The organism is Marinomonas profundimaris (genome assembly GCF_000508165.1).
Classification (GTDB): Bacteria; Pseudomonadota; Gammaproteobacteria; order Pseudomonadales; family Marinomonadaceae; genus Marinomonas; species Marinomonas profundimaris.
In genome coordinates this window covers 34,252-50,381 of sequence record NZ_AYOZ01000060.1, presented here as the reverse complement: position 1 = coordinate 50,381, position 16,130 = coordinate 34,252, and the positions used below count along the sequence as shown (strand labels likewise).

Genomic DNA, 16,130 nt, shown 5'->3' with positions numbered 1-16,130 from the left:
AGGCGATTTAAATAGGGTAAAGGGCGGAACTAGAAGTTAATTTTACTCTGACCCCATTTATTAAAAATATTATAAGGATACGGAATTGACACGAAATAAATTTGTAGGTGTGGTTTTTATTGCGTTAATAGGATTGTCTTCTATAGCTTATTTTTTTGCAGACGATGGCTTTTTAATTGGTAACATAGTTCCAGAAATCATAGGTGTTTGTGTAGAGCTATTGATAATAGTTTTTGTTCTTGATGCTTGGAATAAAAAAGAAGAGAAAGACAAAAAAATTAAAGTTGAAAGAAGGCTAAGAGAATTTATGATTTTTTTTCTAAAGCATAACTTCAAAGATTTCCCTGTCGATTGTCAACCAGGTGATTTTTATGGAGAAGATCATAAAAAAAATCAAAAGTCTTTAAATAATTTAATTTCCTACATTGAATCAAATGGGCTTAATGAATCAATTGTTTTAAAAGTACAAAGTTACTGTGAGAATGAAAAAGAAATATTTAACAATTTAATACCAGTGGCTTCTGATTTAACAAATGATCATTTCAAGTCATGGGTTAGGCTTGCATATTTTATGAATGCTATAGTCTCAAAAAACGAAAAAACTAGTTATGCAGTGATTAAAATACTTCAAAATATTAAGCGTTTTGATAATGAATCATTTGAAAATGGTCTATATGTTGGGTCGAAATCTTAATTGTCTAGGTTGGAAGAAGCGTTGTGATTTATTTTTTTGATTTGTGTTTTACATTTGAGTTTTGACTTTTTAAATTGTTGGTTAATAACTAGATATAAAACCTAAATTATATTGAGGAATTGGTAATGTTGCTAAAAGAAATTTATGGATATGATGCTCCATGTTTGGGTATTTGGCCAATGCCTTGGTATGAGAATCCAGGCTATTTTCTTATGTACGAACTAAAACTCATAAATGATAAGTTGAAATGGCTTCACCGATCTATTGAAAGCCAAAAAAGGCCAGGACATGCAAAAGCTGATGTATATGATGATTATCTGGTTGCAGCTAAAATTGCTAAAGAAAATAGTGTTTCGATAGCGCATATTGTAAATGGTCTAGATATATCTGACATAGAAAAATCCTCACTTACCTTAAAGGCCGAGAAAGCTTTGATGGTTAAAAAAAGGCTGATGGATGAAGAATTCTTGATGCTCCAGGAAGCCAAAAAACTTCACAGTAAAAGAGAGTTTAAGAAAGGTGACATAAAATTAAATGAGCCTAGTGATCTGATTGAAGAGGAGTTATGTAAGCAGTTGGTTGATTTTCCATACTTAACTGTTGTGTGTATTTCTCAATATGGAGTTATTTTATTAAAAAAAGAGAGTGATGGGGTTTGGGTTCGAGCGAAAAAAAATAAGAAAGCAGCTTTATATGCATATAAAGAAAAAATCGCTAAAGGGTTTGGGTATAGTTGCTATGCTCACTGGGGTAAAACAAAATCAGCAATAAGAAAAGAGTTGCTTCCGCGTGCAAATGAGTTATTGCAATTAGCAAGTGTGAAAAGGTTATTGGCTGACGCTGAGAGATTAGGGCAAAAAGTACTTGTGGTTGGTGAGTATGTTTTTTGGTTTGAAGCTGATAATGGTATTGGTTGGGTTATTAAAGAATCAAATGGAGTACCAAGTGAGTCAAGTGCTAATACTTTATGGCAAGATGGGGAAATTATATCTAAGAATCATGGTCGGATTGTAGTTTTACCGTATCAAAAGGAAGATGGCACCAAAGTAGTTGGGCACACTAAAAATGCACCTAATGATCAAAAGGCTAAACCAAGACACCCAGATGAATTTCTTGAACTGCCATTTGAAATTTTGGATGGTGATCTAATGGTTGGTTTATTTGGAGAATTACCTTACGAGTGATTCTTTATTAGGCATAAAAAAAACCGCCCTTTGGCGGTTTTTTTATGTCTGAATACTAATTCAATGCGTCATTTTTTGAGCTAGTGCCCAGGACATTACGTCGCTTGCGATCCAGCGCCAGTTGGTGCGGTTTTCTGATCCGCCTACGTTACGAGGTTTTGGGAAAGTTCGTCTGCATGCTACGTCACCCATGAATTTGTTTTTCGATAGCCCAAGGTAAGCGGCGCATTCGTCTGATCCCCAAAGGGTTTTGTTGTCCGATACTTTCGGCTTGCTTAGTGTCTGGATCAGTTGTTCTAGCTTTTCAGCTAGGGCAGTTTCGACTTTTTCTGGTGTTGATACGTTTGAATTTTCCATGTTATTAGTCCTTTATTAAACGGCGATGTTAAGAGGTTGCTTGTTTGCTTTGTTTAAGATGACTAGGCGCGTCAGGTATTTTTTAGAAACGATGCTTTTGAGTTCGGTTTCTGTCCATTTAGCGCAAAGGTCTGTTTCGATAAGAAGTGACGTTGCTAGTGCGTAGGGTTCTAGGTCGAGCATGTAGGCCACGAAGAAACGCCACATTCTGACAAGGGTTCGGTTTTTGATATTGGCCAGTTGGTCGTGGATGCTCAAATCTGAGTAATCAGTAAAGAAAGCCTCAAAGTCTTTTGGGCTTTTCTGGTTTTACTCGACACGACTCATTGTCTGTTTGTCTCAATATTTTACGGCTTAATACGTCTCATTTTCCGAGTGAACCGAAACCGTAGTTGAACCATCAATCGCGATGTCTATGTTGAATGTGATCGGGCGGCAACAGACTTGGCAATCCTCAATGTATTCTTGACTGTCATCCAGTATTTCAATCACGACGTCTATGGTTTCTCCGCAGTACGGGCATGAAATGTCTTTTTCTATTAATGCGTTCATGATGTCCTCTTTTTTTTGTGACTCTCATTTAAATCATAGGGTAAAAATGGTCTGGTCAGTTCAATGTTTACTTGCGAAAGTGCTGCTTTGTGTGAAAAGTCACAGTCTTGGCAATCTGCTTTCACTCTATTTATGCAAAACTGTTATGATTTTTGGCTTCAATGGTGAGGTTGATGAAATGATTAAGCGTATTGGTTACTGGTTGGTTCTTGTGTTTCCTGTCTTTTTGTTTGGTTGTGCTTCCGGTTCGCATGTGATTACGGGGCAGCAGCGTCCTGAGATCGAGGTGGATCAAGTGTCTGTGTTTACAGAGATGCCAGCGTTTGAATTTGAAGTGATTGGTACGGTGCGTGCATCAAGCGATAGCGGTTTTTCAGAAGATTCAAGGAAAGAAAAAGCCACACAGGAGCTAAAGGAGCAGGCGGCTAAGATAGGTGCTAATGGCGTCATTGTGGGTGATGTGACGCAATTGTCATTTCGGCGTTTAGGGACAGGGGTTGGTGTCTCTGTAGGTAGCGGAGGTGGTGTCGGAACGTCGATTGGTTCCAGTTTTTCATTTCCTACGACTGAGGTGGTTGGAAAGGCCATTTATTATCCGTCAGACGGGCTGAAAACGCCGTAATTTAAGTATTGGAAGTAAGTGTTTTGGTGGGTTTGTGATACTATTTTTTGGGGTTCTGTACTCTTTTATACAGGCAGAAAAGCAGCGTTAGTAAATGATGAAAACCAATGAGAGAGCGTTATGTCAGGGTTAGAAGAAAAGGCAAAGGGTCGTCTTACGACTAGGACGGTCGCGATGCCAGGGGATACTAATCCTGCAGGTGATATTTTTGGTGGTTGGGTGGTGTCGCAAATGGATATCGCGGCGGGGATTTGTGCAGGGCAGCGAGCACAATCTCGAGTGGTTACTGTGGCACTGGATAGCATGAGCTTTATTCGACCAGTAAAAGTCGGTGATATTTTGGGTGTTTATACACACGTTGAGTCGGTTGGCCGTACTTCTATGAATATTCTTGTTGAAGCTTGGGTTCGCCGTGGCCGTATTGGTCAGCGTGAAAAAGTCACGGAAGGAATGTTCAAGTTTGTTGCGATCGATGAAACGGGCGTATCTACTCCGATTCCGAAAGAAGAAGATTTACCGGATTACGTGTTGCATGGTTTTGATGATCATTAAGCCATTGACGGCTAAATAGGCAAAAAAAAAGCGCTTACCGAAGTAAGCGCTTTTTTTATGTTGGTACCAGTAGGCGGACTCGAACCGCCACGCCTTTCGGCAACGGATTTTGAAGCCGTCGTGTCTACCAATTCCACCACACTGGCCTTGAAAAAGGTGAAACGTATTCTATGTTTTTTTCTATAGGTGTCAATCGTTTAAGCAAAAATAAACGCATTTTATTTAGTTAATAGACCTTACTACTTCATCAGACCACAGCATCGCGTCCAGAAACGCTCGATTTAAGGTGGTTCTGTCGGCTTGTGATAAGGATTTTATACTATCCCAGCTTTGCTCTTCACAGCTTAATGCTTGTATTAAATAGCCTCCCAGTTCACCAGATTGCGTCATAATAGCGGCTCGTGAGCCTTTATCCAGCGCAATTTGCTCCAGCACCACGGACTTTTCCACATTAAACACCGCGTCGATACCAGACATCAAACCTACCATGAAGGCTGAATCAGCCAGTTCAGATTGTTTGCTTTCAGCGATCAGTTGGCAGCAACGCCCCCGGGTTAACAGTACTTTTAATAATGCCTGTGGTTGATTGCTTGATGATGTCAGGGTGATCAATAGCGCCCATTTTTTTAATTGTAATAAGCCTAAAAAAACAACGGCTTCTTTTATGGAAACAACGGTTTTAGGTACGCCGCAAACGGGGCTGTTTAGAATGCGTAATAATTGATAAGACAGCTTAGGGTTTTTGCCAACCAAGCTTGTGATGGCTTCTATGCTAATGTCTTTGTTTTGCAATGCATTGACGAGTTCAATGGCGCCGTGTGTTGCTGAATCAATCCTTTTGCCTTTGATGATTTCAGGGCGTTGTAAAAAATACCCTTGAAATAAATCGAATCCGAGCGTTTTACACAGTTCAAACATTTTCGAATCTTCGACTTTTTCGGCCAATAGGATCAAACCTCTGGCCTTGAGTTCAGCAATTTTTCCTGCGTATTTTTCGGGGTGTGTTGCAAGAACGTCTATTTTTACGATCGATACCCAAGGTAAGAGTGTTTCGTAAGCCGCATCAAATTGATAGTCGTCTAATGCGAAACGATAACCTGCAGAGCGCCACTTTTTCAACGCCACAAAAAACTCAGGAGTTAATTGTTGGTTTTCGAGTATTTCGATATACACGGTATCGGGGTCAATCGGAAAAAAGGCGTCGGACAGCATCAATTCCGTTGTCATATTGATAAAAAAAGGTTTTCTCAATTGAGATTCTAGTTTTGTGAGGCCAATGCACAGGTTTACCAAAACTTGGCTGGTAGCCGCTTCGCCATCAGAAATATTGGCGTTTAGGGAGTCCTTTCCACGGAATAAAAGCTCATACCCAAAAATGTCTTTTGTTCTTTTGAGTATTGGTTGTTGAGCCATCATTAGATCATCTAAAACCGCTGGAAATTCGATCATATGCTTCTCTTATTTGTTGCCTTTTGTGACATCGTTCTACTTTTGGCAGAACAATGAGTTATAAAAACATATCTCTCTTCATTCTTGCAATGAGGAAAGTGTTGGAATTTTGTTTTCTACGATAAGGTTAAATTCGAATTGGGTGTTTTAAAAGGGTTGACAGTATTTATCGACGCCCATAAAATCCAACGCGGTTTTGGGGCTATAGCTCAGCTGGGAGAGCGCTTGCATGGCATGCAAGAGGTCTGCGGTTCGATCCCGCATAGCTCCACCAATTCCCACTGTTTTTGTTTTTACTACTTAAGAGTAAAACAAAGAACAATCCCAGGACATTCTGTCCACTGACGCCAAGCGTTTTGTGGGGCCTTAGCTCAGCTGGGAGAGCGGTTCGCTGGCAGCGAACAGGTCAGCGGTTCGATCCCGCTAGGCTCCACCAATTTTATTCATTTCATTTTTACTCACAGATGCACTTTACTAGGCATTAGTCATTGAACTAATAAAGTGGCTACATGAGATCTCTATCAATACTTGGCTCACAATCAACTCTATATTTTAGGAACTACTCATACTAAACAGTGATAAAACTTTAGCGTCGATGTCTATATTTGACAAATATAGACATCGAGTGATAGTTTTCAATGAAAAGATCATGAGGTTTAATAGTATGAATATCAGCTTTACCGACACACAAGAAACTTATATTGCAGCCCAAGTAAAAGGCGGCGATTTTCAGAATGCTAGCGAAGTGGTTCGAGATGCATTGCGCTTACATCAAATCTACCGTCACCGCATAATAGAAGACTTACGCGTAGAAATAGCCAAAGGTTGGGGTGGTGAAACTAGTCCAAATAACGTACAGGATATTATTAATACCAAGCTGAAAGAAAAACGCCCTTGATGGCTTCTTTTATTGCAAGTTATGAGCTTTCTCCAGAAGCAGAGCAAGACTTGAGTGATATTTTTGATTATACAGAAATGGAGTTTGGCCTCGATCAGGCGGTTCAGTATTTAAAAGACCTAGAACGCAGTTTTATTCAGTTATGTAGCAATCCCAGCATAGGTCGTGAACGCACCGAAATCCGCCCAGAGCTTTATAGTTTTGTAAGTCAATCTCATGTGGTGTTCTATCGTACTCTTAATGATCACTTAAGAGTTGTTCGAGTTCTGCATGGTAGCCGTGATCTGCCTAGATATTTTTGAAAGTTACAGTTCGCATACCTTAACGCAAAACGCGGGAACGCATCCAAAACCAAGTCTTTGCAGCCATACTTATGTTATGCGCGCCTTTTGCCACGACATCGAAGTCAAACTCTCTATTGCCTTTGCACACTTCCAGATGAACTCAGTTCTCTGTACCTCACACTATAATTGTAAGGTCTAAGAAACTGTGCAATAAATTCTGGGAAGTCCATTTAGTATTTCTTTCCAATGTGCTTAAGCTTGGATAATTCGTATTTATCTTTTCGATTACTTTTAACACTTAATCTGCCTTCTCTTCACTTTTTAAACCATTCAGTTCTTCTTTTTTATTGCTTCCAAGGTTAGGCTTATTGGTATTTTTATTAAGTTCCTTTCTAAGGTCTAGGGTTCGTGCATGTTTCAACTTTACACTGGTAACCGTCTAGAGGATTTGGCCGTATTGCTGGCTAAAATTTTGGCAGTGTCTCCGCCAGAAAATCCGTTTGATGACGAGTGTATCTTGGTACAAAACCCAGGGATGGCTCAGTGGTTAAAAATGTTTTTGGCGCAATCCCATTCTATTGCCGCGGGTTTAGCGTTTCCTCTTCCTTCTACGTTTGTTTGGCGTACTTTTTCGCAAACTCTTGACGATATTCCTGCACAAAGCGAGTTCAATAAGCCGTTTTTGGTGTGGCGTTTGATGCGGTTACTAGACTCGCGTCTTAGCGATCCTGAATTTCAGGCGCTCAGTTGGTATTTAGAAGAAGACGATACACAAGTTCGTCGTTTTCAGTTGTGCAGCAGCATTGCGGATATTTACGACCAATATTTAGTGTATCGACCGGATTGGATAAAAATCTGGGAAGCCGGTGACTGCCAAGACAAAAACTTGGCAGCCTTATTTGAACAGCAACCTTGGCAAGCCATTTTATGGCGCGATTTGGTCGCCGATGTGAGCGAACTGGGCACGTCCTTGTACCATCGTGGTAATTTAATCGAAGCCCTGCAAGACGCCGCGCAGTCATCGACTCGCCCTGTTGGTGTTCCTGAACGCATCTTTATTTTTGGTGTGTCTTCTTTACCGCCAAATACGTTGGAATCGTTACGCGTGCTTGCGGCATCGGGTTGGATTGATGTGCATCTTTTTCTACAGAATCCGTGTCGTTTTTATTGGGGCGACATTGTTGATAAGCATTACCTAGGGCGAGAAATAAAACGCCAAACCCTCAAGCCCGGTTTAAGCACAGACACCTTGCATTTGGATGCGAATCCTTTATTGGCAAGTTGGGGGCGATTGGGGCGAGATTATATTGCCCAATTGCAAGAAATGGCCGACGGCGAGCTGGATGTCTTTGAAGACTATCTGAGCGAGCAATCAAGTCGCTCCGAGCAGGCAAGCGGTTTGTTGCAATGGGTTCAGCAAGATGTACTGACACTCGAAAATCACGGATCGCAAGAAGAAAGAGATTCGACCATTGCCAACGCGGAATATCGTCATCGCATCGCGGTGGCAGATCAAAGCATTCGCGTTCATCTTTGCCACAGTCCATTGCGTGAAGTGGAAGTGTTGCACGATCAATTACTGCAGATGTTTGAACATAATCCCAGCCTAACGCCAAAAGATATTATTGTGATGTTGCCTGACGTCAACGCGTACAGTCCTTTTGTGAAGGCGGTTTTTGGTAAAGGAAGCGGTCAAACGAAAGGAAGCAGTCAGGCGCAAAACAGAAAGCGCATCCCGTTTGCCTTGATTGATCAATCTGGTGGTATGGAAAACCCGATCGTTGACGCGTATTTGTATTTACTGGGCTTGGGCGAAAGTCGCTTTACCTTATCGGAACTCATCAGTGTGTTGGAAGTGCCGGCGGTGCTGGCGCGATTTGAGCTCACACCGGATGAATTGGAGCGCATTCGCCAATGGTCGACGGAAGTCGGTATTCGTTGGGGTTTGGATGGCAATACCGCACAACAGCACGATTTACCAACGCAAGAATCCCATACCTGGTTACACGGCGTGCGTCGCATGTTGTTGGGTTACGCCATGGGACACGATCATATTTGGCAAGAGACATTAAGTTACGGCGACGTCGAAGGGGTGGAGGCGTCGGTGGCGGGCAAGCTGGCGGAATTCTTGATGGCAATTAATAACGCGCAAACGCGTCTTATGCAGTCGCTAACGCCGAAAGAATGGGTGTCGATCCTGTATTATTTGTCCGATCAATTTTTCTTGATCGATGAGGACGACGCCTTTCGAGTATTATTAAGCAAGCAGCTGGATGCCTTGACGTTACAGTGGCAGCAAGCGCATTTTGACGCGCCATTGGATCAGCAAGTATTGCGACAGTTGTTGTCGCCGCTGTTGCAAGAATCTCAAGGTGGGCAGCGCTTTCTTGCCGGACGAGTGAATTTTTGTACCTTGATGCCAATGCGTTCTGTGCCTTTTAAAGTGATTTGTGTGCTGGGTCTGAACGAAGGCGATTACCCGCGTAGTGTTGCACCGATGGGATTTGACCTCATGGTGGGTCAATATCGAAGTGGTGACCGAAGCCGACGCGAAGACGATAAATATCTGTTTCTTGAGGCGTTAATGTCAGCACGAGACTGTTTTTATATCAGCTATGTTGGCCGCAGTATTCAAGACAATAGCGAGAAAAACCCTTCTATTTTGGTAAGTGAGTTACTGGAATACATCGGCCAAAGTTGCGTTTTTGAAGGCGATCAAACACTGGCGCCAGATAATGCGCAAACGGCGTTATTGGACAAGTTGATCATTGAACATCCGCTACAACCCTTTAATCCTGCGTACTATTCTCAAAACGCCACCAGCGAGGCGAATCCTTTCGACTCGCGTTTGTACAGTTACGACGAGCAATGGCTACCGGCGTTGTTGAGTGTGAAAGTCGATGAGGTCGCCCCCGTGTTTAATCCGCTTGACGGCTTAGAGCAATCGCATTTTGATTTGGCGCTCGATGAACTATCGCGTTTTATGGGGCATCCTGCACGGTATTTCACTCAACGCCGTTTAAAAGCGTATTTGAGTTTACGCGAAGAGGAAGAGCAAGAAGACGAGCCATTTGCGCTGGATGGTTTGGCAGGTTACCAGCTGCGTGAGTCCTTGTTGCAGGCCATGTTAGAAGGCAACGAGTCGCAATTCGTCGAGCGTTTATCGCTTATGGGCGCCTTGCCGTATGGCGCGTTAGGGCGTTTGTCCTTGCAGAAAAGCCAAGGACAATGTCGTCAGCTTTTTAGTGTGCTACAAGGTTACGCGTTGGAAGAATGCGAGCCGATAGAAGTGAACCTCACGCTGGGCAGCCTTGTTTTGCAAGCCTGGTTGGATTTGCCGACGGCCACCACTCGGTTGTCTTATCGTATTGGCGACTTGTCTGCGCATCAAAAAATGCAGGCGTGGATCGAACATTTGGCACTGTGCGCGCAAGGCACACCAAAACAGCATCATCTTATTAATCTCACCAAAACAGGCAAATTGCTTCAGCACAGTTTTATTCTGATTCCGCCGAATGACGCCAAAGAACATCTAAATAATATGTTGGCGCTGTTGCAGCTTGGTTTGTGTCAGCCTATTGCGTTGCCAGCAAAAAGCGCCGATGCATGGTGTAAAAGTTATTGTGCCAGCAAAACCGAAGAAGACGCCGACACCGCATGGGAGCAGGCGATAAAAATGTACCAAGAAAACAGCAGTGCGTTTACTCGAAGCGAAGTCGATGACGCTTATTGGCAGCGATATTATACCGATTTGAACGATCAAAAAGACACCTTCGTTCGTTTGTGTGAGCAAATATGGTTGCCCATGCATCGTCATTTGGAGGTAATGGAATGAATGACTCTACTTTGAGCTTTTCGCCTGCTCCAGAGCAACTCAACGCGCTGACGTTTCCTTTGTTTGGCAAACGCTTGATTGAAGCCAGTGCGGGCACAGGAAAAACCTACACCATTGCCAACTTGTATTTACGCTTATTGGTGCCAACGGGAAACGCAGAAGATTTAGACAAACCGCTTACGGTCGATCAAATTTTGGTGGTGACTTTTACCGAAGCCGCGACGGCCGAGCTGAAAGCACGTATTCGTGACCGTATTCGCGCCGCCCGCAAAGCGTTATTGCAGGGCGAAAGTAACGACGTATTTCTAGCAGATTGGCTCACACACATGTCCGATGTGCAGCGATCTGGCGCGATTGAAAAATTGCTCTATGCTGAAAAACAAATGGATGAAGCGGCGGTGTTTACCATTCATGGTTTTTGTCAGCGTATGTTGAGCCAAAACGCCTTTGAAAGCCGTATGTTGTTTCAGCAAACCATCGAAACCGATGAGCAAGCGCCGTTGTCGATGGCGGTAAAAGACGTTTGGCGCAGTGTGTTTTATCCGATGGACGACACCAAAGCCGCGCTTATTCAGCCGATTTGGGCGAATCCCGATGCTTTGTTGAAAGATTTGTATTTGTTGAACAACCAGCCAGATGCAAAATTGGTTGTGCCTGATTACGATTGGGAAAGCGCCTTGAGTCAGGCGCAGCAAACCATGCAAACCGTGAAAACCATGTGGCTGTCGCAATCGCACGATATTATCGACGCCCTTGAGCGAAGCGGTATCAAACGCACTTTCTGGCGCAAAGACCCATCGAAAGACATTCAGGCCATGACGAAGTGGGCGCATTCAAGCCGCTTTGAGTTGGATAAAAGTCTTGAGAAATTCGATACCAACGAACACGCCAGTCGATTAAGCAAAGGCGGTGATTTACCGGCTCACGCGTTTTTTGACTTGGTGCAATCACTACGTGATTGTTTTCCGGACGCTGGCCGATTAAAAGCCGTGCTGCTCATTCAGCTCTGGGAACAGACGCAAGAGCGCATGAAGCGTTGGAAGCGTAGCACGCAATCCCTAACGTTTACTGATTTGCTCACCTCGTTGGACGTGGCGCTATCGCAAGAGGAAGCGGGAAAACTCGCAGAGCGGATACGTCATCTTTATCCGATTGCCCTGATTGATGAATTTCAAGACACTGACGCGGTGCAGTATCGTATTTTTTCGACGATTTATGAGCCCGCAACAGTTGATCAAACGGCGCTGGGTTTGATCATGATCGGCGATCCAAAACAGGCTATTTACGCGTTTCGTGGCGCCGATATTTACACCTATTTGTCCGCCAAAAAACACGTAGATAAAGTGTATTCTTTGGCGACCAATTACCGTTCTTCCGCCGCGATGATTCAATCGGTTAATGGGTTGTTTATGACACAAAGTGAACCGTTCCGCGTTAGCGGTATTCCCTTTGTTGAGGTGCAGGATCGTGGTGTGGCGGGTCGATTTATCCGACAAGGCCAAACGCAATCGGCACTGCAATTTCTGTATCAACATTCTGACGAACCGGTTTCCCCGAAGGATTATCGCAATCTCATGGCGGAAGCGTGCGCGGCGCACCTGCATGCCATTTTATTAGATGGGCAAAAAGGCACGGCGACAATCGACGGAAACGGCGTGCGACCAAAAGACGTGGCGTTATTGGTAACCAATTTTAGCCAAGCCAATGCGCTGAAAGATGCGCTACGACAACGTGGCATTGCCAGTGTGTATTTGAGCGACAAAGGGTCGGTGTTTGAAACAGTTGAAGCGCGTGAATTGTTAATCGTGCTGACGGCGATTTTATCCAATGGGCAAGAAAGCAAACTGCGTTCTGCGTTGGCAACCAGTTTGGTGGAATGGTCGTTAGAAGCGTTGGATACGTTAAATCACGACGATGTAGTCTACGAAAAATGGGTTCAGGCGTTTCGTCATTATTTGGAACTATGGGATCAGCAAGGTTTGCTGCCCATGTTACGAGAGTTTATGCAAGACGTGGCGTTGGCAACGCACATGCTGAGTCATATTGGTGGCGAACGCCGCTTAACGGATTTTCTGCATTTAACCGAAAAGCTTCAGCAAAAATCCTTAGAGCTGGACTCAAAAGAAGGCGTGTTACGTTACCTTAAATTGGCGATTCAAAACCCGAATGGCAACAGTGACGAGCAAAAGATTCGCCTTGAAACCGATGCGGAACTGGTGCGGATTGTCACCATTCACAAAAGTAAGGGCTTGGAATACCCAATCGTGTATTTGCCATTTGCTTTTACACCGTATCGAGATCAAGAAAAATCGGCTTTGTATCACGATCCTCAGCAGCAATTGTGGATCGCCATTGACCCTGACGAAACGCAAACCGAGCTTCATAAAGAAGAGTTGTACGCGGCGGAAATTCGCTTGGCGTACGTGGCGTTAACGCGCTCCAAAGAAGCCTGTTTTATTGGTTCGATGGATGTGGGGAAAAAGGCGAGTAAATCCCGTGGTGCTGTGTCAGATGTGCACCTGAGTGGAGTGGGCGCGTTAATCGCAGAAGGTGAGTTGCTTGAGGCGGGCGCTTTGTACCCGAGTTTAGAGCGACTTTGTGGACGATATCGCACAGAGCAAATGAGTGTGCAGGATTTGCCCGATGAAATGGTCGCGTTGCCGCGCTTTAAAATGGCTCAGGCTGAATTGCTTGAGCCGCAAGCGCGTGAATTTACCGGTCGTGTAGAGCGAGATTGGTGGGTGGGCAGCTACTCTTCGCTGGTGGTGGAAGACAAAGAGCGTCACGATGAAAGTGTGCCAGGGTTGGATGAAACCACGCGTTTGGTCGATCTTTTGCTGGATGAAATAGTTGAATTGGACCCATTGGCGAAACCGGAACACAATCGTTTTACCTTTCCGAAAGGCTCAAAACCGGGGACTTTCTTGCACGACACTTTGGAAGGCAAAGCCTTGCATGATGTGTCGGAAAATCCGAGTTTCCGTGACTTATTGAAAACCAGTCACCATAAGCGCATGGCCGATTATTACGAACGTCATGGGTTTCATGAATGGCAAGATGTGCTGAGCGATTGGTTGCCAGATATTATCAATACAGAGCTGGTGGAAGGCATGAGTCTTGGTGAATTAGCTCAGTCGGCCTGCCGAAAAGAGTTGGAGTTTTTTATACCGGTGAATGGCATGAATGCGTTGCAGCTTGATCGTATTTCCCGTGAACACGATGCAGTTTCTCGTGTCGCGCCATTGATCCAAGATCGGCCATTAAAAGGCATGCTAAAAGGTTTTATCGATTTGTTGTTTGAATGGCAAGGTCGTTATTACGTGCTGGATTATAAATCGAATTATTTAGGCGATCATATTTCGGATTACGAGCCGGAAAAACTGGTTCACGCCATTGCAGAACACAGATACGATTTGCAATATCAGCTCTATACCTTGGCGCTGCATCGTTTGTTAAAGCAGCGTTTGCCGCATTATGACTACGAAAAACACGTTGGCGGCGTGGTGTATTTGTTCTTACGCGGCATGAAGCCAGAACAGAAAACCGGGGTGTTTGAAACACGTTTATCGCTTGAACATGTCACGGCATTAGACAGACTGTTCAGCGGCGAGTCGTTGAATGAAGAGGCGGTGCAATATGGACTTTTCTAATCAATTGGGCATTTTTGATCAAGTAACCGCGTCAGAAGATCGTTTGCTAGAAGATCTATTGCCAGATGGCCACTCGTCGGTTCAAGTGAGTTTGTCGACATTGCAAGCCAAAGGCGTTTTTCGAGCCATTGACTGCCAATGGATTGAGCAGTTGTCTCAACACGCAGGGGAAAACGACGCGGCGGTTTTAATGGCGGGGGCTTTGTGCAGTGCGTATCTTGGCGCGGGTCATATTTGCATTGATTTAGCGACAATATGGACTGTGCCGCCAGAAGGTTTGAGTGTCGCTGACTTGCATGTTTTTTTAGAAAAAAGTGGTGTTTCCAATATTCAATCTTGGCGTGATGCATTGGCTAAGAGCGGTCTCGTTTCTGAAGCGCCAAGTGCAGCAGAACGACCTATGGTGCTCGTAGGAACGCGTTTGTATCTGTACCGTTATTATCAGTATGAACAGCAGGTATTGAATTACCTAAAAAGGCAATTTGATCGAAGTGTGTTTGATGTGGACGGTGATTTAATCGCGCGGCTTTTTCCCGATAAGTCAGATAAAGTAGATTGGCAAAAAGTGGCAGTGGCGAATGCGGCCAGCTTGCTTTTTTCCGTGATCAGCGGTGGGCCGGGAACGGGCAAAACCACGACAGTGACCAAGTTATTGGCGTTGTTGGTAGCGCAGTCTTTTGCGCAAGGGAAACCACTGCGTATTGAATTGGCAGCGCCAACGGGCAAAGCGGCGGCACGGTTAACGGAATCCATTTCCAGTGCCAAGGCGAATTTGCCCTTGAGCGATGAAATAAAGCGCGCCATTCCAGAACAAGCCAGCACCTTGCATCGATTATTAGGCAGTGATTTTGGTCGCAGTCGATTCAAACACAATAAAGAAAACCCATTGCATTTAGACGTGTTGCTGGTGGACGAAGTGTCCATGGTGGATTTGCCCATGATGGCAAAGCTCATTGATGCGATGCCGCCTCATGCAAGGTTGATCTTGCTGGGTGATAAAGATCAGTTGGCGTCGGTAGAAGCGGGCAGTGTGCTGGGGGATTTGTCCTTTGGTATTGATGACGTTTATTTCCAACCAGAGTGGGCGACTCGCTTAGAAAACCTAACCAGTGAAAGCTTAACGCCGTTTGGTAATGTATCCGCGCCGCCGATAAGCCGAGCCTTAACCTTGTTACGCACCAGTTATCGTTTTAATGAGAACAGTGGTATTGGGTCTTTGGCAAAGGCGATGAATGCCGGCGATGCAAAAGGTGTTTTGCGTTGCCTGCAATCGGATCACGATGATGTTCATTGGTGTATTCCCGAGGAAGGGCAGACGAAAGCGGACATTGCGACCTTGGCAAAAGGCTACGATGACTACTGGGAAGCGGTGCGCCAGAAACGGGATATTGCACAATTGTATGCGGCTTTTTCACGTTACCAAATTTTGACGGCGGTGCGTCAGGGGGAGTTTGGCGTTGAGAAGATCAATGCGCATTTGGAGTTGTATTTTTATCAACGGGGTCGAGTAAAAGATCCGCATGTTTGGTATCCGGGAAAAGCGGTGATGCTCACCAGAAATGACGCGGCGTTGGGTTTGTTTAATGGCGACATTGGCTTGTGCATGCCGGACGAATCTCAGCGACTTCGAGTATGGTTTATGCAACCGGATGGCAGCTTTACGGGGTTGTTGCCAAGTCGATTGAGTGAGTTTGAAGTGGTGTTCGCCATGACAGTGCATAAATCGCAAGGGTCTGAATTTGATCGTGTGGCCTTGTTGTTGCCGATTACGCCATCACCGGTATTGACCAAAGAGTTGCTGTATACCGGTATCACAAGAGCGAAAAAAGACGTCACCTTATGGGGCGCGAGCAACTTAATCCGCAGTGCTGCGACTACTAAGATTCAGCGATACTCAGGGTTGGTGGATGCGCTTTGGCCGAATTAACACTGCTTTGGTTTGCGCTGAATGCTTGATATTGGCGTATTTGTCGCCACTATGAGGTTACTCTTCAAAATCGCTTATAAAACATCACATTAAATAATCGTCTTATTACAATTCTTGGCGTGGTTT

13 protein-coding genes and 3 tRNA genes are annotated in these 16,130 nt (G+C 44.5%); 11 read left to right on the top strand and 5 right to left on the bottom strand.

Going from position 1 to position 16,130, the window contains the following annotated elements:
* Positions 1–85: 85 nt before the first annotated feature.
* Both D104_RS34535 and D104_RS34530 read left to right on the top strand, forming a co-directional pair.
* Complete coding sequence (locus D104_RS34535; protein WP_024025247.1) at positions 86–694, top strand: hypothetical protein; 609 nt, start codon at positions 86–88, stop codon at positions 692–694.
* 125 nt (positions 695–819) lie between these two features.
* Positions 820–1,878 carry a hypothetical protein gene (locus D104_RS34530; protein WP_024025246.1) on the top strand — a complete coding sequence of 353 codons (1,059 nt, stop codon included), beginning with the start codon at positions 820–822 and terminating at the stop codon, positions 1,876–1,878.
* 60 nt (positions 1,879–1,938) lie between these two features.
* Here D104_RS34530 and D104_RS34525 read toward each other — a convergent pair whose 3' ends face one another.
* The 3 genes from D104_RS34525 to D104_RS34515 all read right to left on the bottom strand — a co-directional run bounded on the left by D104_RS34525 (position 1,939) and on the right by D104_RS34515 (position 2,787).
* Positions 1,939–2,235 carry a helix-turn-helix transcriptional regulator gene (locus D104_RS34525; protein WP_024025245.1) on the bottom strand — a complete coding sequence of 99 codons (297 nt, stop codon included), beginning with the start codon at positions 2,233–2,235 and terminating at the stop codon, positions 1,939–1,941.
* Positions 2,236–2,250: 15 nt separating this feature from the next.
* Positions 2,251–2,493 carry a hypothetical protein gene (locus tag D104_RS34520; protein ID WP_152531174.1) on the bottom strand — a complete coding sequence of 81 codons (243 nt, stop codon included), beginning with the start codon at positions 2,491–2,493 and terminating at the stop codon, positions 2,251–2,253.
* 96 nt (positions 2,494–2,589) lie between these two features.
* Positions 2,590–2,787, bottom strand: coding sequence for a CPXCG motif-containing cysteine-rich protein (locus tag D104_RS34515; protein ID WP_024025243.1), 198 nt, complete (start codon positions 2,785–2,787; stop codon positions 2,590–2,592).
* 178 nt (positions 2,788–2,965) lie between these two features.
* Here D104_RS34515 and D104_RS37080 point away from each other — a divergent pair, with 178 nt between their 5' ends.
* Both D104_RS37080 and D104_RS34510 read left to right on the top strand, forming a co-directional pair.
* Positions 2,966–3,409: a hypothetical protein gene (locus D104_RS37080; protein WP_152531173.1), complete on the top strand. Its 444-nt coding sequence runs from the start codon at positions 2,966–2,968 to the stop codon at positions 3,407–3,409.
* Positions 3,410–3,529: 120 nt separating this feature from the next.
* A complete protein-coding gene (locus D104_RS34510; RefSeq protein WP_024025241.1) occupies positions 3,530–3,961 on the top strand; it encodes an acyl-CoA thioesterase in 432 nt (143 codons plus the stop codon).
* A gap of 61 nt (positions 3,962–4,022) precedes the next feature.
* On the opposite strand, the gene D104_RS34505 is transcribed toward D104_RS34510, so the two are convergent.
* A tRNA-Leu gene (locus tag D104_RS34505) sits at positions 4,023–4,107 on the bottom strand.
* Between the two features lie 76 nt (positions 4,108–4,183).
* Positions 4,184–5,410, bottom strand: coding sequence for an EAL and HDOD domain-containing protein (locus tag D104_RS34500; protein WP_024025240.1), 1,227 nt, complete (start codon positions 5,408–5,410; stop codon positions 4,184–4,186).
* A 198-nt stretch (positions 5,411–5,608) separates the two neighbouring features.
* Here D104_RS34500 and D104_RS34495 point away from each other — a divergent pair.
* The 7 genes from D104_RS34495 (at position 5,609) to recD (ending at position 16,004) form a co-directional block, all read left to right on the top strand.
* A tRNA-Ala gene (locus D104_RS34495) sits at positions 5,609–5,684 on the top strand.
* Between the two features lie 86 nt (positions 5,685–5,770).
* Positions 5,771–5,846 (top strand) — tRNA-Ala (locus D104_RS34490).
* Positions 5,847–6,074: 228 nt separating this feature from the next.
* Positions 6,075–6,308 carry a type II toxin-antitoxin system ParD family antitoxin gene (locus D104_RS34485; RefSeq protein ID WP_024025239.1) on the top strand — a complete coding sequence of 78 codons (234 nt, stop codon included), beginning with the start codon at positions 6,075–6,077 and terminating at the stop codon, positions 6,306–6,308.
* Positions 6,308–6,610, top strand: coding sequence for a type II toxin-antitoxin system RelE/ParE family toxin (locus tag D104_RS0119100; RefSeq protein WP_031215305.1), 303 nt, complete (start codon positions 6,308–6,310; stop codon positions 6,608–6,610). Before D104_RS34485 ends, D104_RS0119100 begins: the two co-directional genes overlap by 1 nt.
* Before the next feature lie 394 nt (positions 6,611–7,004).
* Positions 7,005–10,427 carry an exodeoxyribonuclease V subunit gamma gene (gene recC / locus D104_RS34480; RefSeq protein ID WP_024025238.1) on the top strand — a complete coding sequence of 1,141 codons (3,423 nt, stop codon included), beginning with the start codon at positions 7,005–7,007 and terminating at the stop codon, positions 10,425–10,427.
* The gene (gene recB, locus D104_RS34475; protein WP_024025237.1) at positions 10,424–14,077 is read left to right on the top strand and encodes an exodeoxyribonuclease V subunit beta; all 3,654 of its coding nucleotides are present in this window, start codon (positions 10,424–10,426) and stop codon (positions 14,075–14,077) included. The genes recC and recB overlap by 4 nt, the downstream gene beginning before the upstream one ends.
* Positions 14,064–16,004 (top strand): exodeoxyribonuclease V subunit alpha, encoded by a 1,941-nt coding sequence (gene recD, locus D104_RS34470; RefSeq protein WP_024025236.1) that lies wholly within the window; start codon positions 14,064–14,066, stop codon positions 16,002–16,004. The genes recB and recD overlap by 14 nt, the downstream gene beginning before the upstream one ends.
* Positions 16,005–16,130 lie beyond the last annotated feature (126 nt).